This is a genomic window from Oleiharenicola sp. Vm1 (genome assembly GCF_047777955.1).
Classification (GTDB): Bacteria; Verrucomicrobiota; Verrucomicrobiia; order Opitutales; family Opitutaceae; genus Didemnitutus.
Window position 1 is genome coordinate 102,111 of record NZ_CP180536.1, and the last position, 14,732, is coordinate 116,842.

General features: G+C 61.7%; 23 protein-coding genes and 1 pseudogene. 11 read left to right on the forward strand and 13 right to left on the reverse strand.

Features of this window, described 5'->3' with window-relative positions; translation table 11 throughout:
* Positions 1 to 100 precede the first annotated feature (100 nt).
* The 13 genes from ACMYLB_RS00535 to ACMYLB_RS00595 all read right to left on the reverse strand — a co-directional run bounded on the left by ACMYLB_RS00535 (position 101) and on the right by ACMYLB_RS00595 (position 8,531).
* Positions 101 to 625, reverse strand: coding sequence for a hypothetical protein (locus ACMYLB_RS00535; RefSeq protein WP_415907024.1), 525 nt, complete (start codon positions 623 to 625; stop codon positions 101 to 103).
* A gap of 13 nt (positions 626 to 638) precedes the next feature.
* Positions 639 to 911: a hypothetical protein gene (locus tag ACMYLB_RS00540; protein WP_415907025.1), complete on the reverse strand. Its 273-nt coding sequence runs from the start codon at positions 909 to 911 to the stop codon at positions 639 to 641.
* Positions 911 to 1,189 carry a hypothetical protein gene (locus ACMYLB_RS00545; protein ID WP_415907026.1) on the reverse strand — a complete coding sequence of 93 codons (279 nt, stop codon included), beginning with the start codon at positions 1,187 to 1,189 and terminating at the stop codon, positions 911 to 913. Before ACMYLB_RS00545 ends, ACMYLB_RS00540 begins: the two co-directional genes overlap by 1 nt.
* The gene (locus tag ACMYLB_RS00550; RefSeq protein ID WP_415907027.1) at positions 1,164 to 2,501 is read right to left on the reverse strand and encodes a UvrD-helicase domain-containing protein; all 1,338 of its coding nucleotides are present in this window, start codon (positions 2,499 to 2,501) and stop codon (positions 1,164 to 1,166) included. Before ACMYLB_RS00550 ends, ACMYLB_RS00545 begins: the two co-directional genes overlap by 26 nt.
* Complete coding sequence (locus ACMYLB_RS00555; RefSeq protein WP_415907028.1) at positions 2,455 to 2,976, reverse strand: helix-turn-helix domain-containing protein; 522 nt, start codon at positions 2,974 to 2,976, stop codon at positions 2,455 to 2,457. The genes ACMYLB_RS00550 and ACMYLB_RS00555 overlap by 47 nt, the downstream gene beginning before the upstream one ends.
* Positions 2,977 to 2,994: 18 nt before the next feature.
* Positions 2,995 to 3,396, reverse strand: a complete 402-nt coding sequence (locus ACMYLB_RS00560) for a single-stranded DNA-binding protein (protein WP_415907029.1) — start codon at positions 3,394 to 3,396, stop codon at positions 2,995 to 2,997.
* 137 nt (positions 3,397 to 3,533) lie between these two features.
* Positions 3,534 to 3,749, reverse strand: coding sequence for a hypothetical protein (locus ACMYLB_RS00565; RefSeq protein WP_415907030.1), 216 nt, complete (start codon positions 3,747 to 3,749; stop codon positions 3,534 to 3,536).
* Positions 3,746 to 4,801 carry a sigma-70 family RNA polymerase sigma factor gene (locus ACMYLB_RS00570; RefSeq protein ID WP_415907031.1) on the reverse strand — a complete coding sequence of 352 codons (1,056 nt, stop codon included), beginning with the start codon at positions 4,799 to 4,801 and terminating at the stop codon, positions 3,746 to 3,748. Before ACMYLB_RS00570 ends, ACMYLB_RS00565 begins: the two co-directional genes overlap by 4 nt.
* A complete protein-coding gene (locus ACMYLB_RS00575) occupies positions 4,798 to 5,697 on the reverse strand; it encodes a DUF5131 family protein (protein WP_415907032.1) in 900 nt (299 codons plus the stop codon). The genes ACMYLB_RS00570 and ACMYLB_RS00575 overlap by 4 nt, the downstream gene beginning before the upstream one ends.
* 61 nt (positions 5,698 to 5,758) lie before the next feature.
* On the reverse strand, positions 5,759 to 6,028 hold the full coding sequence (locus ACMYLB_RS00580) for a hypothetical protein (RefSeq protein ID WP_415907033.1): 270 nt from the start codon (positions 6,026 to 6,028) through the stop codon (positions 5,759 to 5,761).
* Between the two features lie 4 nt (positions 6,029 to 6,032).
* A complete protein-coding gene (locus tag ACMYLB_RS00585) occupies positions 6,033 to 7,007 on the reverse strand; it encodes a hypothetical protein (protein ID WP_415907034.1) in 975 nt (324 codons plus the stop codon).
* Between the two features lie 13 nt (positions 7,008 to 7,020).
* Positions 7,021 to 7,671, reverse strand: coding sequence for a hypothetical protein (locus tag ACMYLB_RS00590; RefSeq protein WP_415907035.1), 651 nt, complete (start codon positions 7,669 to 7,671; stop codon positions 7,021 to 7,023).
* An 11-nt stretch (positions 7,672 to 7,682) separates the two neighbouring features.
* Positions 7,683 to 8,531, reverse strand: a complete 849-nt coding sequence (locus ACMYLB_RS00595; protein ID WP_415907036.1) for a hypothetical protein — start codon at positions 8,529 to 8,531, stop codon at positions 7,683 to 7,685.
* Between the two features lie 654 nt (positions 8,532 to 9,185).
* On the opposite strand from ACMYLB_RS00595, the gene ACMYLB_RS00600 reads away from it, so the two are divergent.
* From ACMYLB_RS00600 to ACMYLB_RS00650, 11 genes and pseudogenes are all read left to right on the forward strand, one after another.
* Positions 9,186 to 10,034, forward strand: coding sequence for a hypothetical protein (locus tag ACMYLB_RS00600; RefSeq protein WP_415907036.1), 849 nt, complete (start codon positions 9,186 to 9,188; stop codon positions 10,032 to 10,034).
* A gap of 11 nt (positions 10,035 to 10,045) precedes the next feature.
* Positions 10,046 to 10,258, forward strand: a complete 213-nt coding sequence (locus ACMYLB_RS00605) for a hypothetical protein (RefSeq protein WP_415907037.1) — start codon at positions 10,046 to 10,048, stop codon at positions 10,256 to 10,258.
* Between the two features lie 53 nt (positions 10,259 to 10,311).
* Positions 10,312 to 10,695, forward strand: a complete 384-nt coding sequence (locus ACMYLB_RS00610; RefSeq protein ID WP_415907038.1) for a hypothetical protein — start codon at positions 10,312 to 10,314, stop codon at positions 10,693 to 10,695.
* 13 nt (positions 10,696 to 10,708) lie between these two features.
* Entirely contained in the window at positions 10,709 to 11,605 is an 897-nt protein-coding gene (locus tag ACMYLB_RS00615) for a hypothetical protein (protein ID WP_415907039.1), read from the forward strand.
* 84 nt (positions 11,606 to 11,689) lie between these two features.
* Complete coding sequence (locus ACMYLB_RS00620) at positions 11,690 to 11,959, forward strand: hypothetical protein (RefSeq protein ID WP_415907033.1); 270 nt, start codon at positions 11,690 to 11,692, stop codon at positions 11,957 to 11,959.
* Between the two features lie 60 nt (positions 11,960 to 12,019).
* Positions 12,020 to 12,337: pseudogene (locus tag ACMYLB_RS00625) on the forward strand (DUF5131 family protein); the annotation flags it as partial.
* A 125-nt stretch (positions 12,338 to 12,462) separates the two neighbouring features.
* Positions 12,463 to 12,918 carry a DUF5131 family protein gene (locus ACMYLB_RS00630; RefSeq protein WP_415907040.1) on the forward strand — a complete coding sequence of 152 codons (456 nt, stop codon included), beginning with the start codon at positions 12,463 to 12,465 and terminating at the stop codon, positions 12,916 to 12,918.
* On the forward strand, positions 12,915 to 13,223 hold the full coding sequence (locus ACMYLB_RS00635; RefSeq protein ID WP_415907041.1) for a hypothetical protein: 309 nt from the start codon (positions 12,915 to 12,917) through the stop codon (positions 13,221 to 13,223). Before ACMYLB_RS00630 ends, ACMYLB_RS00635 begins: the two co-directional genes overlap by 4 nt.
* Positions 13,183 to 13,971, forward strand: coding sequence for a sigma-70 family RNA polymerase sigma factor (locus ACMYLB_RS00640; protein WP_415907042.1), 789 nt, complete (start codon positions 13,183 to 13,185; stop codon positions 13,969 to 13,971). The genes ACMYLB_RS00635 and ACMYLB_RS00640 overlap by 41 nt, the downstream gene beginning before the upstream one ends.
* Positions 13,968 to 14,204 (forward strand): hypothetical protein, encoded by a 237-nt coding sequence (locus tag ACMYLB_RS00645; protein ID WP_415907043.1) that lies wholly within the window; start codon positions 13,968 to 13,970, stop codon positions 14,202 to 14,204. Before ACMYLB_RS00640 ends, ACMYLB_RS00645 begins: the two co-directional genes overlap by 4 nt.
* A gap of 115 nt (positions 14,205 to 14,319) precedes the next feature.
* Positions 14,320 to 14,721, forward strand: coding sequence for a single-stranded DNA-binding protein (locus ACMYLB_RS00650; RefSeq protein WP_415907029.1), 402 nt, complete (start codon positions 14,320 to 14,322; stop codon positions 14,719 to 14,721).
* Positions 14,722 to 14,732 lie beyond the last annotated feature (11 nt).

Below are 14,732 nucleotides of genomic sequence, written 5' to 3' on the forward strand. Positions count from 1 at the left end.
GGTGCAGCGAAGATCGCCGGCGGGGGCGATCTCCATCATCAGTGGGTCTCGTCTCCGGCCCGGCCGCGCCAACAGGTGCGCCGGGCTTCTCTTTTGGCGCTCAGCGACGTGTCGCTGACGACGCTCCCATGTGATGCAGGAAACGGCGCAGGAACGACGGCAACGGGCCTAAAACGCGTTTCGGAATGTCTTCCCAGGGTCCGAGGGGGGCCGCGGTCCTGCGCTGCGCTACGGCCGCAGAAACGCGGTAGCGGTAGCCATCATGTTCGAGGACAACCTGCGTCCAGGTGCGTCCCTCGGTATTTCGGTTGAAGCGGACCAGCAGCTTGGCGTTGGTCGGCAGGATCTCACGGGGGAATGTGGCGAGACGTGTCTTGGCGCTGCGCTCCGTGGAGGCCTGAGCCTTCCTGGCAAGATTCACGGCCGACTTGGCGGCGCGCAGGCCTCCGTTTCGCTTCACTTCGGGGGGCATCTCGTGCGAGAGCCAGATGCCCTGTATGCGGTAGGCTTCACGAACGGCCTTGGGCATGCCCCGTTTCCGAATCCCGTGAGGTAGCCGCATCCAGTCCGCGATCACCAATCGGGCGTCGTAGATTTTCTGTTTGGAGGGCAACGGTTGAGGCATGGGGAAGGGGCGATTAGAGCGTTTCGGCCGGCGTCGGGCGATCTCGATCCGCGGCCGGCGCCAGGCTGCGCTCGTATTCATTGAGCGCGTAGAGGTCTCTGGCAAAGTGCGTGTTGACCCAGCCATCGAACCAGCGGAGGTGCAATAGCCAGGTGGCGCCCTCAAAAGGATACGGGTTCGTCTTGTGACTCATCCCGGCGCGAGCCGCATGGCAACCGGCCGTGAGCGCGTAGGCCTCGCTTGAGGGCAGTTCGGGCAGATCATGAATGGACTGTTCGCTTTCCATCAGCGACGACCAGAGGCGAGAGACGACGGAACGTTGCCCGCCGGCGGATTGAAATAGTTTTGGCAGTTGCTCGGCAGCGTGGAGCGCAGGCGGCATCGCGTGGCGGCGACATAGAGCAGGTTCACCGACTCGGAGAATTCCGCAGGCGTTACAGAAGAGCGGAACTTCGCCAGCTTCTCCGAGTTGTCGAGCGGAAGGAAATCGTCGGAGAGTTGGGTGAAGTCCCACTCCTTGCCCTTCGATCGGTGCGCGCTAGAGAGCGCGATCGTGGGCTTCATCAGGGCCCGTGCACGCCGCCTCGATCTCGCTGAGGATGTGCGGCACGGCCGTGCTGTATCTGTCGATGAGCGCAGTCATCGACTTCAATTCGGCATCGCCGCCCTTGCCGTTCTCGGATTCGGGCGGATTGGCGTAGTCGAGCAGCGCACCGTAGGAAGCGAATTGCCGCAGCCAAGGAGTGCGCACGTTGCCACTGCGTCCGGTCCAGAGGGAATACACGTCACGAATCTCCGAAAACTTGTAGGGGCCTGTGGGCTTGAAACCATCCTGTTCGCGGGTGGCCGCGAAGTGGAACCGCGTGCGCCGCTGATTGAGGAGCGACGCCGCCTTGTCCACCAAGGCGGCATTGGTTCGCGCGATGAAGCACGTCGTCGTGGCTTCGCTCGGCGACTTCGTTCCTTTGCCGCGGCCGATCAGCTTAACCGGGTCGCCTTTGAAATCGTTGAGCAAGCGCGAAGCCTGATTCGCCACGAGTTGAGGAAATCGGAACGATTGCGTGAGGGTGAGACTGTAGTTCGCTCGATCGGCCATTTTCTCCAGCGCATTGGTCGCTCGGCGAAAGGCGTAGATGGCTTGGTGGCGATCGCCAACCATCACGACGCGCTTGCCAGCGGCGAGCTGGAGTTCAACGAACCGCAGCAGCAGGGGATTGAGGTCCTGGGACTCGTCCACGAGCACCAGGTCGAAAGGCACAACGGGCGCCGAGTAAATGTAAGCCCAGAGGTATGCGTCGTGTGGGACCGCTACGGCCGGGCCGACTCCCTCGAAGATCGAGCGATAGAGCGCGATGCAGCCCCGAATCACAGAAGCTTTCTCTAGGGGCGCGAGCATTCCCCAGCCGGCGTCGATGACGAGTTGCGATGTGAACGCATCGACGGGACTCGCCACGCTGCCGGAATCGAGCGGAAGGCAGAGGAAGTAGTTGAAGACATCGACCACCGCTTGCGCCTCGTCAGATGAGCTGATCCGCAAAAGCGTTTGGAGGTCTCGTGCACGAAGGTTGCCAAGGCGTGTCTTCCACGTCGGGTTCTTCGGGATCATCGCTCCGTAGGCGAGGCTGTGAGCGGTCTTGCTCGTGACATTCTTCGGCAACCTGCCGGCGGCTTCCCGCGCCATATCGGCGTTGTAGCAGATATAGAGCACGCGCCAGTCGCGCGAGACCGCATCGGAAATGAGTTCGAGCGTCGAAGTCTTACCGGAACCGGCGTAGGCGTTGTAGAGCAGTAGTTCGCCGGGGCCGAGCTTGGTGCTGATGGCGACGCCTTCAGCCTGCTCGGGCGTGGGAGTGAAATGGGAGCGGGAGGTTTTCATCGGAACGATCGTGAAGTGCGGTGAGAGCGGTGGAGACCTGGCGCCGAAGGCTGGCGACCACTGCGCGATACTCAGCGCATGTGTCGATGTGGTCCCTGACGCTGGAGGCGCCTGAACTTACCGCGCCATGTGTGCGATCGACGTAGCGGCCGATCTCTTGCTGCGAATGGCGCGTGAATTCGAGGGCGAGGAAATAAAGGAGCTTCCTTGGCTCAGATAAACGGCCAGCACGCGAGCCAGGGCGTGAATTGGCGACGCAGATTTCCGCCTCGGGCACTCGGAAGTGAAGCGCAACGATCGAGCGGATCGTGTCGAGGTCGGCGTAATGGTCGGTATTGCCGGCGGCGCTGGAGGCCTCGCCGGCAACACCACGCTGCGCCACTGCCTGGCGCAGCGTGGAGAGTTCGGACATGCACGCGTCGATGCGACGAAGCAGCTCTTCGTTTGAAAGGCCTGCGAGGTCGGATGCGGGCATGGTGAGAAGCGATCGAGATTAGCGCTTCCGGGTGGATTTCGGCGCAGCGGGGGCCGGCGGTGCGGGCGGCGGCTCTTCGCTGGCGCCGGAGTCGGCGCCCTCGGGCTTGCGGCCGAGGAACTGCACGTCGATAGCCGTGCAGAAGAGCTTGCTGCGCTTTTCCTTGGTCGTCTTATCCTCCCAGGTGTTCATGCGGAGGCGACCTTCGACCAGGGCGGGCGAGCCCTTCTTGAGGTATTTGGCGCAGTTCTCGGCGCGCTTTTCCCATACCTCGATCTCGATGAAGACCGTTTCGTTTTCGTCGTAGGGGTCGTTCACGGCGAGGCGGAACGATGCGACGGCTTTCCCCTGCGGGGTGTAGCGAAGTTCGGGATCTCCGGTGAGATTCCCGACGAGGACGAGTTTGTTGAATGAAGCCATGTGGCGGGTGGGTTTGTTGTTTGGATTTTGGTTTACCTGACCGCGGCAGGGTGCCGGGCCAGAAAGCGAGGGTCAATGCGCAAATGACATAGCGGAGACAAGTCAACGGTAGCAATTAAACGGGCGGGCGATGCAGATTAGACTTCGTGCGCCACAGCTTCCGGCCAGTTTGCGCCTGCCCCTTGAGTCGGCTGTAACGTGCCTTTCTCACGATCGCATCGAGCACGGCGAAGCGCGTCGCGATCGAGTTCGTCCATGAGCTGCATCCATGCGCGCTCGTCCTTGTGCGGCGGTTTCGGCCTGCCGAGGACGCGCAGGTAGCGGATGACGGCGCGATCGAGCTTCGTAATCATGCGGCAACCTCACGCTTCACTCGCTTTAGGTTCCGACTGCGGCGGAGCGTTGCGATAATCCGCTTCATCCGAAGATGGATGGCCTGCCGTGTGACACCCAAGCCGACCGCGATCTGGTGGAGCGTTTGTTCTTTGAAATAGTAGGCATGCAGCAGCGCACGGTCCCCGGCGGGGAGCCGCTTCATGCGCTTGGCGAGCGTCTGGAACATCGCGGTGCGATCGACGCTGCCGGTGGTCGTTTCGTCCTGTCCGAGGAAAAGTTCCTCAAAAGTGGAACTGTCACTGTCGGCAGTGACGGGGGCCTGAATGGAGATTTCGGAAACGCCGGCGGTGAAGAATTTGTTAGCTGGCGTTCGCACATTGCGGCCGTGTTTTCTGACCCAGCTCGCCATCGCGTTCCGCGCGGCGGCGATGACATAGGGCCGCCACGGGCCGGTAAGCTTCTCGCGAGCGAACCGACGTGCTGCGTTGGCGACGGCGATGCGGCCAGCTTGAGCAAGGTCGCTGGCATCAATGCAGAGATCGAAGTGCCTGCGGGCTTTGTTGGCTGCCATGCCTCGCAACACACCGTCCAGCTCGGCGACGGCCGCCGCCTGGCGAGCCTTCGTGAACTGATTATCTCCGGTCGCCGTGGCTCGGGTGACATCGGCGATCGGTGCGCAGACGATGTTCGAGAGGCGACAGTTTTGATTATCTCCGTCTTTGAAGTAGAGATTGCAGCCGTCTGGGATCGGCCCGTTCGCCTCAGTCCAGATGACGTGGTGAAGAGGCATGCGATCGCCACGTGTGCGGCGAAGATAGCCCTTATGGAGCGTGTAGGCTTCCCCATTGTGGACGATCTTCTCTCGAAACCGGCGCGTGCGAAGTTGGAGGTTTCTTGTCTTGAGAATTTCCCACATCGCTTGGCGCGTGCGCCCGTAGATAGCCGCTGTCTTTGAAAGAGACTTCAGCCGCTGATAATCGCGATACATGCGATCAACGACATCTGCTGGAAGCCCGCGGCGTCCGTAGCGCCCGTGCGATCGCTGATCTACTTTGCCGGGCTCGATCATGCGGCAACCTTCGGTCGCTTGCTCAGTGCCGGATGATCGAACGCGGGAAAATCGAGATGTGCACGGCCGTCGAGCATCCCGCCGGCCTGGTGTTTTCCGATGCGTGTCGAGTGGGATTCATCTTCCCAGGTGTGAACGCGGGAAGTCCAGTTGGACGCACACGACTTTTGTCCTTCCGCGTCCACCTGGTCTTCGGGAAGAAACTCGCCCCACTGTTTGAAGAAAAACGCGACGTGATGCTTGGCGCACCAATCGCGCGTCTCGCGGTGCCACGCCTGATGAGAGGGGCGGGCGCGTTTACCACTTTCGCCGCCGCTGATGATTTGGCTGACGAACTCCCAGCCGTCCCACTGAACACGATCGAGCGCGGGTTCATAGCTGACGAACTTGTAGCGGGCAGGGATGCGGCGGAACGCCTCACGGCGTTCGTCGGCGCGTTTCTGATTCTCCACGCTTGTGCCCGGCCAAATGTTGTCAGGGAGGGAATCACGGCCGCGGAGCGCGCACCATTCAATGGCTGCGTCAGCGAAGATTCCCGGCCGCTTGGTGAGGACCTGGAAGATTTGCTTTGGGGCCGCAGTCATCGCGTCGAACATCGCGAGCTGCCACTTGCGATCGACCCAATCGCCGAACACGTCGGTCATGCTCGCAACGAAATGCAGGCGCGGGCGGGTCTGACGGCTCCAGCCGTCGAGAAGATCCGTGCGCAGCACGAGAGGCGGAGGTGGGCCGGAGTAGGCGAGTCGATTCCCGCCGTAGAAGAGGTTTTGGTTCAGCTCGGCGGCAAAGCAGCCGAAGCAGCCTTCGGAGAGTTTGCGGCACCACCAACCACCGCCCTTAACGACGATCACGTTGTCGGTGTCGTCGGTCCATTGGATACCAGTTCCTTTTCCCATGCGCCGAGTCTGGGCCGTAGAAAGCGAGAGTCAACGCAACAGTGACGCAAAAAAGACAAGTCTAGCAAGGCGAAGCCGACGCCGGGAAGAGGTCGATAGGACTGAAACTGTCGAGCTTCCCGTCGGGAAAGCGCAAAACCACCTCATGACTGCTCGCGTGCTTGAGACCAACGATCGCGACTTCTTCGCCGATTTCGTTGGCGCGGCGGCCGACGCCCCCAACACGCCAGCGACCGCTCGCCGGCGTGACGAAGACGAATCGACGGAGGATTTCGGCGCGAAGCTTCGCGGCGTCTTTGTTGGGTTGCGTGGAAGATGGGCTAGAGCGCATGGGGCTAATTCGATGCAGGCGGCACAGGGGATTGATCGGGAGCAGCGGGCGCGATCGCCGGCATCGGTGACGTGGCTGCGGGAATCAGGATGGGGCCGCGGACCGCCTGGCGTGGACGCCGACGAGGACGCGGTTTGCGGGATTGTCTCCGCGGAGCGATCGGAGTGACCGCCGCGCTTTGAACGGGCTCGGAAGGAGAGGCGGGCGCCTGTTCATCGGCGGAGGCCTTCGGCCGCGCCGCCTCTTCCTCTGCGACCTTGAGGAGGCGTTTCACGGTGCGCTGGCTCAGCCCGGCTTTCTTCGCGAGCGCCCGACGGTTCAGCTTCGGGTGTTCGGCGCGAACCTTCAACAGATCCGCGAGCAGATGCTGATCGAGCGTTTGCGCCGGCGCCGGCAGATCGGCGCGAGAGAATGCGATCGCGGCGATCGTGCGGTCATTGACAACGATCCTGGCGCGCTGGAGCGCATCGAGCACGTTCTTCGCGTAGTTGTCCAAGTCGCCGACCAGGGCTGGAGGCGCGACTTCGATCGGCGCCCACGCGAGGAATACGCGAGTGGGCGACAGGCGCGAGCACACGCGGCAGGGCTCAGGCGGAGGCGGCAGACCGAGCGCATGGCACGCCGCGCCAATGCGTCGCTGGAATTTCTGGCTGCGGTAGTCGGTAACGACACGTGGCAGTCCGCGACCGGCCGGGTTCGGAAGGAACACGGGCCGGCCCATGACTACCGGAGGCAGATCGAGGAGAAGACACGTCCAGGAACCGGTTTCCCAAGTGTGACAGAGAAACATCGGGCGCCCCTTCGGAGTGCGCGCGATCGCCGTTTGAACCGCGGTGGAAATTCCCGCGATCGGCTCCGCCGGCGGACCCTCCGCATCGAGCAACGATTGCATGATGCGCTCGAAGAGGTCCGCAAGCGCGCTGTCTTCTGGCAGGCCCAGGCGCTTGAATTCACGGATGAATCCGACGAGAGAGGACATGGGTATGAAAAGATCAGATGTGGGACGAACGTTTCGCCGCAGCGGGCTTTGCGGTGGGAAGCGGCGGCATGGGCGGTTGTTCCTTGAGGCCGAACCGTCGAAGAATCTCTTTCAGAGGCTGCTTGCCGGCTTCGTTGACTGGCTCGTAAACATCCTCAAGAGACACCCCATCGCGCAGGGCCCATTCAACGATCCTGCGGATCTTCGAGCGCCGCGTAGGACCGTCACCGTAGCAAAGCATGGCTCCGGCCTTCGTATCATAGATTTCTGCGCGGAGGGGTTTATCTAAATAGACGGTTTCGAGCGCCGAAAATAACGCTCCGGCGGATGGCCCAAGCGCCCTGCTGGCGCTGTTGCTTCGAGCCGACTTACTGATTTCGGCGCGCAGTTCCTTCAAGCTTGGCCAGTGGCTCGTGGTGGTTTGGGGAATAACCTCTCGTGGCGCAGAGCCTAAAACGCGCGTCCCCTGTTCCAGCAGACTGGCAACGCCGGTGGGCAAGGTTTCGAGGCTTGCCAGCATATCGACTCGACCCACCTGATCGCGTTCGGCCGTGCCGCTTTCCTTGAGCACCGAGATAGCGGCATCTTCTGACTGTGCAATCACGACAAACGTTGTGAGTTCTTCGTCGCGCAGCGTTACGGAGAAGAGGCATTCAGGTTTCATCGTCGGGAATATCAGACGCGAGCTGAAGAGAGGCGCTTCGCTGCGGAGGTCTTTGCGGCGGGAAGCGGCGGCATGGGCGGCTTGGCAGCATTTTGCATCGTCTCGTAATCCTGCTTTGCCATGCGGAGGCCGGTGGCTTGGTCGGCGGCTTGGCCAGCGATCACGAGCTGATTCGCGCGCGTATCCAAGACGAGATCATGAAGCTTTTTCCCGGCCAGCTTCGTGCTCTTGGCGAGGGTGGCACTCGTCAGTTCATACCAGTTCGTTTTGGGCTGAGACACCACTTGGGCCGCGGGCGTCGCAGCGACAGAGCGTTGGACTTGAGTGGCCGGATAATCGGCCTTGAGCAGTTTGCCGACCGCGACCGGGTTGACCCAGATCGGATCACCGTTCTGCGTGAACAGACCAAGCGGGAAGAGCCGGCCGGCAGCCACGCCATACTGCGCCGAAGTGAAGACAGGGAGTGCAACCAGGTGCGTGACCTGCCCGATGGTGCGGCGGAAAGTTTCACCGGCCTCCTTGAGGACACGAGCTTCGCCAGGGTTGGCCGACACGCCTTGGCGACCAAACATCAGGTGCACCATGTTGAGGGGGCGGCCGTAGGCGCTGGTGATGGCCGACGTTTCCGGCATGGGCTGTTCCGAGAAGTCGGCTTCGATCGCGCCAGCTTCCTGCTGCATGGGGACGAGTTCGCCATCGGTGCCGAACTGCAAAACCGGACATCCACGCATGGCGTGGTGAGGGATGAAGCCAGAGATTTGGCCGCTATCGGAGGTCTTCACGCGTTCGCGGAACGTGCCGGTCAGAACGATAGCGCGAGGATCGAGGGAGATTTTCTTGGCGAGTTCGATTGAGTTCATGGGTTGGGTTGAGTTTCGAGCTAAGCATAGCTCAGCTATGCTTAGCGTTTCAAGCTCGAAAGGGCCACCGTAGAAAGCGAGTGTCAACGCTCCTCCCTTTATTTCTGGAGCAGCCCGAGCCCCGGGGGCGCGACCAGGGCATAGCCAGATGCAGCACCCTTCGCCTACACGATCGGGACGCGCCTCGTTTCAGCCAGGCTCGGCTACGTCAACAAGGCCGCCCCAACGAGGGCGGCAAACGTAGCCCTCGCCCGCCTCAGCTATGCTTAAGAGTTACGACTTAAACACACTTAAGCTCAGCATTGCTTAAGCGCGCGCATTTAAGCACTATTATTAAGTGCTAATGCGCGCGCTAGCTAGCTGAGCTAGTGTGTTAGTCGTTACTCTAGCATAGCTGAGGCGGGCGAGGGCTACGTTTGCCGCCCTCGTTGGGGCGGCCTTGTTGACGTAGCCGAGCCTGGCTGAAACGAGGCGCGTCCCGATCGTGTAGGCGAAGGGTGCTGCATCTGGCTATGCCCTGGTCGCGCCCCCGGGGCTCGGGCTGCTCCAGAAATAAAGGGAGGAGCGTTGACACTCGCTTTCTACGGTGGCCCTTTCGAGCTTGAAACGCTAAGCATAGCTGAGCTATGCTTAGCTCGAAACTCAACCCAACCCATGAACTCAATCGAACTCGCCAAGAAAATCTCCCTCGATCCTCGCGCTATCGTTCTGACCGGCACGTTCCGCGAACGCGTGAAGACCTCCGATAGCGGCCAAATCTCTGGCTTCATCCCTCACCACGCCATGCGTGGATGTCCGGTTTTGCAGTTCGGCACCGATGGCGAACTCGTCCCCATGCAGCAGGAAGCTGGCGCGATCGAAGCCGACTTCTCGGAACAGCCCATGCCGGAAACGTCGGCCATCACCAGCGCCTACGGCCGCCCCCTCAACATGGTGCACCTGATGTTTGGTCGCCAAGGCGTGTCGGCCAACCCTGGCGAAGCTCGTGTCCTCAAGGAGGCCGGTGAAACTTTCCGCCGCACCATCGGGCAGGTCACGCACCTGGTTGCACTCCCTGTCTTCACTTCGGCGCAGTATGGCGTGGCTGCCGGCCGGCTCTTCCCGCTTGGTCTGTTCACGCAGAACGGTGATCCGATCTGGGTCAACCCGGTCGCGGTCGGCAAACTGCTCAAGGCCGATTATCCGGCCACTCAAGTCCAACGCTCTGTCGCTGCGACGCCCGCGGCCCAAGTGGTGTCTCAGCCCAAAACGAACTGGTATGAACTGACGAGTGCCACCCTCGCCAAGAGCACGAAGCTGGCCGGGAAAAAGCTTCATGATCTCGTCTTGGATACGCGCGCGAATCAGCTCGTGATCGCTGGCCAAGCCGCCGACCAAGCCACCGGCCTCCGCATGGCAAAGCAGGATTACGAGACGATGCAAAATGCTGCCAAGCCGCCCATGCCGCCGCTTCCCGCCGCAAAGACCTCCGCAGCGAAGCGCCTCTCTTCAGCTCGCGTCTGATATTCCCGACGATGAAACCTGAATGCCTCTTCTCCGTAACGCTGCGCGACGAAGAACTCACAACGTTTGTCGTGATTGCACAGTCAGAAGATGCCGCTATCTCGGTGCTCAAGGAAAGCGGCACGGCCGAACGCGATCAGGTGGGTCGAGTCGATATGCTGGCAAGCTCGAAACCTTGCCCACCGGCGTTGCCAGTCTGCTGGAACAGGGGACGCGCGTTTTAGGCTCTGCGCCACGAGAGGTTATTCCCCAAACCACCACGAGCCACTGGCCAAGCTTGAAGGAACTGCGCGCCGAAATCAGTAAGTCGGCTCGAAGCAACAGCGCCAGCAGGGCGCTTGGGCCATCCGCCGGAGCGTTATTTTCGGCGCTCGAAACCGTCTATTTAGATAAACCCCTCCGCGCAGAAATCTATGATACGAAGGCCGGAGCCATGCTTTGCTACGGTGACGGTCCTACGCGGCGCTCGAAGATCCGCAGGATCGTTGAATGGGCCCTGCGCGATGGGGTGTCTCTTGAGGATGTTTACGAGCCAGTCAACGAAGCCGGCAAGCAGCCTCTGAAAGAGATTCTTCGACGGTTCGGCCTCAAGGAACAACCGCCCATGCCGCCGCTTCCCACCGCAAAGCCCGCTGCGGCGAAACGTTCGTCCCACATCTGATCTTTTCATACCCATGTCCTCTCTCGTCGGATTCATCCGTGAATTCAAGCGCCTGGGCCTGCCAGAAGACAGCGCGCTTGCGGACCTCTTCGAGCGCATCATGCAATCGTTGCTCGATGCGGAGGGTCCGCCGGCGGAGCCGATCGCGGGAATTTCCACCGCGGTTCAAACGGCGATCGCGCGCACTCCGAAGGGGCGCCCGATGTTTCTCTGTCACACTTGGGAAACCGGTTCCTGGACGTGTCTTCTCCTCGATCTGCCTCCGGTAGTCATGGGCCGGCCCGTGTTCCTTCCGAACCCGGCCGGTCGCGGACTGCCACGTGTCGTTACCGACTACCGCAGCCAGAAATTCCAGCGACGCATTGGCGCGGCGTGCCATGCGCTCGGTCTGCCGCCTCCGCCTGAGCCCTGCCGCGTGTGCTCGCGCCTGTCGCCCACTCGCGTATTCCTCGCGTGGGCGCCGATCGAAGTCGCGCCTCCAGCCCTGGTCGGCGACTTGGACAACTACGCGAAGAACGTGCTCGATGCGCTCCAGCGCGCCAGGATCGTTGTCAATGACCGCACGATCGCCGCGATCGCATTCTCTCGCGCCGATCTGCCGGCGCCGGCGCAAACGCTCGATCAGCATCTGCTCGCGGATCTGTTGAAGGTTCGCGCCGAACACCCGAAGCTGAACCGTCGGGCGCTCGCGAAGAAAGCCGGGCTGAGCCAGCGCACCGTGAAACGCCTCCTCAAGGTCGCAGAGGAAGAGGCGGCGCGGCCGAAGGCCTCCGCCGATGAACAGGCGCCCGCCTCTCCTTCCGAGCCCGTTCAAAGCGCGGCGGTCACTCCGATCGCCTCCGCGGGAGACAATCCCGCAAACCGCGTCCTCGTCGGCGTCCACGCCAGGCGGTCCGCGGCCCCATCCTGATTCCCGCAGCCACGTCACCGATGCCGGCGATCGCGCCCGCTGCTCCCGATCAATCCCCTGTGCCGCCTGCATCGAATTAGCCCCATGCGCTCTAGCCCATCTTCCACGCAACCCAACAAAGACGCCGCGAAGCTTCGCGCCGAAATCCTCCGTCGATTCGTCTTCGTCACGCCGGCGAGCGGTCGCTGGCGTGTTGGGGGCGTCGGCCGCCGCGCCAACGAAATCGGCGAAGAAGTCGCGATCGTTGGTCTCAAGCACGCGAGCAGTCATGAGGTGGTTTTGCGCTTTCCCGACGGGAAGCTCGACAGTTTCAGTCCTATCGACCTCTTCCCGGCGTCGGCTTCGCCTTGCTAGACTTGTCTTTTTGCGTCACTGTTGCGTTGACTCTCGCTTTCTACGGCCCAGACTCGGCGCATGGGAAAAGGAACTGGTATCCAATGGACCGACGACACCGACAACGTGATCGTCGTTAAGGGCGGTGGTTGGTGGTGCCGCAAACTCTCCGAAGGCTGCTTCGGCTGCTTTGCCGCCGAGCTGAACCAAAACCTCTTCTATGGCGGGAATCGACTCGCCTACTCCGGCCCACCTCCGCCTCTCGTGCTGCGCACGGATCTTCTCGACGGCTGGAGCCGTCAGACCCGCCCGCGCCTGCATTTCGTTGCGAGCATGACCGACGTGTTCGGCGATTGGGTCGATCGCAAGTGGCAGCTCGCGATGTTCGACGCGATGACTGCGGCCCCAAAGCAAATCTTCCAGGTCCTCACCAAGCGGCCGGGAATCTTCGCTGACGCAGCCATTGAATGGTGCGCGCTCCGCGGCCGTGATTCCTCCCTGACAACATTTGGCCGGGCACAAGCGTGGAGAATCAGAAACGCGCCGACGAACGCCGTGAGGCGTTCCGCCGCATCCCTGCCCGCTACAAGTTCGTCAGCTATGAACCCGCGCTCGATCGTGTTCAGTGGGACGGCTGGGAGTTCGTCAGCCAAATCATCAGCGGCGGCGAAAGTGGTAAACGCGCCCGCCCCTCTCATCAGGCGTGGCACCGCGAGACGCGCGATTGGTGCGCCAAGCATCACGTCGCGTTTTTCTTCAAACAGTGGGGCGAGTTTCTTCCCGAAGACCAGGTGGACGCGGAAGGACAAAAGTCGTGTGCGTCCAACTGGACTTCCCGCGTTCACACCTGGGAAGATGAATCCCACTCGACACGCATCGGAAAACACCAGGCCGGCGGGATGCTCGACGGCCGTGCACATCTCGATTTTCCCGCGTTCGATCATCCGGCACTGAGCAAGCGACCGAAGGTTGCCGCATGATCGAGCCCGGCAAAGTAGATCAGCGATCGCACGGGCGCTACGGACGCCGCGGGCTTCCAGCAGATGTCGTTGATCGCATGTATCGCGATTATCAGCGGCTGAAGTCTCTTTCAAAGACAGCGGCTATCTACGGGCGCACGCGCCAAGCGATGTGGGAAATTCTCAAGACAAGAAACCTCCAACTTCGCACGCGCCGGTTTCGAGAGAAGATCGTCCACAATGGGGAAGCCTACACGCTCCATAAGGGCTATCTTCGCCGCACACGTGGCGATCGCGATGCCTCTTCACCACGTCATCTGGACTGAGGCGAACGGGCCGATCCCAGACGGCTGCAATCTCTACTTCAAAGACGGAGATAATCAAAACTGTCGCCTCTCGAACATCGTCTGCGCACCGATCGCCGATGTCACCCGAGCCACGGCGACCGGAGATAATCAGTTCACGAAGGCTCGCCAGGCGGCGGCCGTCGCCGAGCTGGACGGTGTGTTGCGAGGCATGGCAGCCAACAAAGCCCGCAGGCACTTCGATCTCTGCATTGATGCCAGCGACCTTGCTCAAGCTGGCCGCATCGCCGTCGCCAACGCAGCACGTCGGTTCGCTCGCGAGAAGCTTACCGGCCCGTGGCGGCCCTATGTCATCGCCGCCGCGCGGAACGCGATGGCGAGCTGGGTCAGAAAACACGGCCGCAATGTGCGAACGCCAGCTAACAAATTCTTCACCGCCGGCGTTTCCGAAATCTCCATTCAGGCCCCCGTCACTGCCGACAGTGACAGTTCCACTTTTGAGGAACTTTTCCTCGGACAGGACGAAACGACCACCGGCAGCGTCGATCGCACCGCGATGTTCCAGACGCTCGCCAAGCGCATGAAGCGGCTCCCCGCCGGGGACCGTGCGCTGCTGCATGCCTACTATTTCAAAGAACAAACGCTCCACCAGATCGCGGTCGGCTTGGGTGTCACACGGCAGGCCATCCATCTTCGGATGAAGCGGATTATCGCAACGCTCCGCCGCAGTCGGAACCTAAAGCGAGTGAAGCGTGAGGTTGCCGCATGATTACGAAGCTCGATCGCGCCGTCATCCGCTACCTGCGCGTCCTCGGCAGGCCGAAACCGCCGCACAAGGACGAGCGCGCATGGATGCAGCTCATGGACGAACTCGATCGCACGCGCTTCGCCGTGCTCGATGCGATCGTGAGAAAGGCACGTTACAGCCGACTCAAGGGGCAGGCGCAAACTGGCCGGAAGCTGTGGCGCACGAAGTCTAATCTGCATCGCCCGCCCGTTTAATTGCTACCGTTGACTTGTCTCCGCTATGTCATTTGCGCATTGACCCTCGCTTTCTGGCCCGGCACCCTGCCGCGGTCAGGTAAACCAAAATCCAAACAACAAACCCACCCGCCACATGGCTTCATTCAACAAACTCGTCCTCGTCGGGAATCTCACCGGAGATCCCGAACTTCGCTACACCCCGCAGGGGAAAGCCGTCGCATCGTTCCGCCTCGCCGTGAACGACCCCTACGACGAAAACGAAACGGTCTTCATCGAGATCGAGGTATGGGAAAAGCGCGCCGAGAACTGCGCCAAATACCTCAAGAAGGGCTCGCCCGCCCTGGTCGAAGGTCGCCTCCGCATGAACACCTGGGAGGATAAGACGACCAAGGAAAAGCGCAGCAAGCTCTTCTGCACGGCTATCGACGTGCAGTTCCTCGGCCGCAAGCCCGAGGGCGCCGACTCCGGCGCCAGCGAAGAGCCGCCGCCCGCACCGCCGGCCCCCGCTGCGCCGAAATCCACCCGGAAGCGCTAATCTCGATCGCT

Coding starts and splice junctions, on each gene's coding strand:
- ACMYLB_RS00615 (WP_415907039.1), top strand. CDS start 10,709: ATGTCCTCTCTCGTCGGATTCATCCGTGAATTCAAGCGCCTGGGCCTG.
- ACMYLB_RS00575 (WP_415907032.1), bottom strand. CDS start 5,697: ATGGGAAAAGGAACTGGTATCCAATGGACCGACGACACCGACAACGTG.
- ACMYLB_RS00570 (WP_415907031.1), bottom strand. CDS start 4,801: ATGATCGAGCCCGGCAAAGTAGATCAGCGATCGCACGGGCGCTACGGA.
- ACMYLB_RS00535 (WP_415907024.1), bottom strand. CDS start 625: ATGCCTCAACCGTTGCCCTCCAAACAGAAAATCTACGACGCCCGATTG.
- ACMYLB_RS00605 (WP_415907037.1), top strand. CDS start 10,046: ATGAAACCTGAATGCCTCTTCTCCGTAACGCTGCGCGACGAAGAACTC.
- ACMYLB_RS00540 (WP_415907025.1), bottom strand. CDS start 911: ATGGAAAGCGAACAGTCCATTCATGATCTGCCCGAACTGCCCTCAAGC.
- ACMYLB_RS00545 (WP_415907026.1), bottom strand. CDS start 1,189: ATGAAGCCCACGATCGCGCTCTCTAGCGCGCACCGATCGAAGGGCAAG.
- ACMYLB_RS00550 (WP_415907027.1), bottom strand. CDS start 2,501: ATGAAAACCTCCCGCTCCCATTTCACTCCCACGCCCGAGCAGGCTGAA.
- ACMYLB_RS00595 (WP_415907036.1), bottom strand. CDS start 8,531: ATGAACTCAATCGAACTCGCCAAGAAAATCTCCCTCGATCCTCGCGCT.
- ACMYLB_RS00585 (WP_415907034.1), bottom strand. CDS start 7,007: ATGTCCTCTCTCGTCGGATTCATCCGTGAATTCAAGCGCCTGGGCCTG.
- ACMYLB_RS00565 (WP_415907030.1), bottom strand. CDS start 3,749: ATGATTACGAAGCTCGATCGCGCCGTCATCCGCTACCTGCGCGTCCTC.
- ACMYLB_RS00590 (WP_415907035.1), bottom strand. CDS start 7,671: ATGAAACCTGAATGCCTCTTCTCCGTAACGCTGCGCGACGAAGAACTC.
- ACMYLB_RS00650 (WP_415907029.1), top strand. CDS start 14,320: ATGGCTTCATTCAACAAACTCGTCCTCGTCGGGAATCTCACCGGAGAT.
- ACMYLB_RS00620 (WP_415907033.1), top strand. CDS start 11,690: ATGCGCTCTAGCCCATCTTCCACGCAACCCAACAAAGACGCCGCGAAG.
- ACMYLB_RS00560 (WP_415907029.1), bottom strand. CDS start 3,396: ATGGCTTCATTCAACAAACTCGTCCTCGTCGGGAATCTCACCGGAGAT.
- ACMYLB_RS00580 (WP_415907033.1), bottom strand. CDS start 6,028: ATGCGCTCTAGCCCATCTTCCACGCAACCCAACAAAGACGCCGCGAAG.
- ACMYLB_RS00555 (WP_415907028.1), bottom strand. CDS start 2,976: ATGCCCGCATCCGACCTCGCAGGCCTTTCAAACGAAGAGCTGCTTCGT.
- ACMYLB_RS00645 (WP_415907043.1), top strand. CDS start 13,968: ATGATTACGAAGCTCGATCGCGCCGTCATCCGCTACCTGCGCGTCCTC.
- ACMYLB_RS00635 (WP_415907041.1), top strand. CDS start 12,915: ATGATCGAGCCCGGCAAAGTAGATCAGCGATCGCACGGGCGCTACGGA.
- ACMYLB_RS00600 (WP_415907036.1), top strand. CDS start 9,186: ATGAACTCAATCGAACTCGCCAAGAAAATCTCCCTCGATCCTCGCGCT.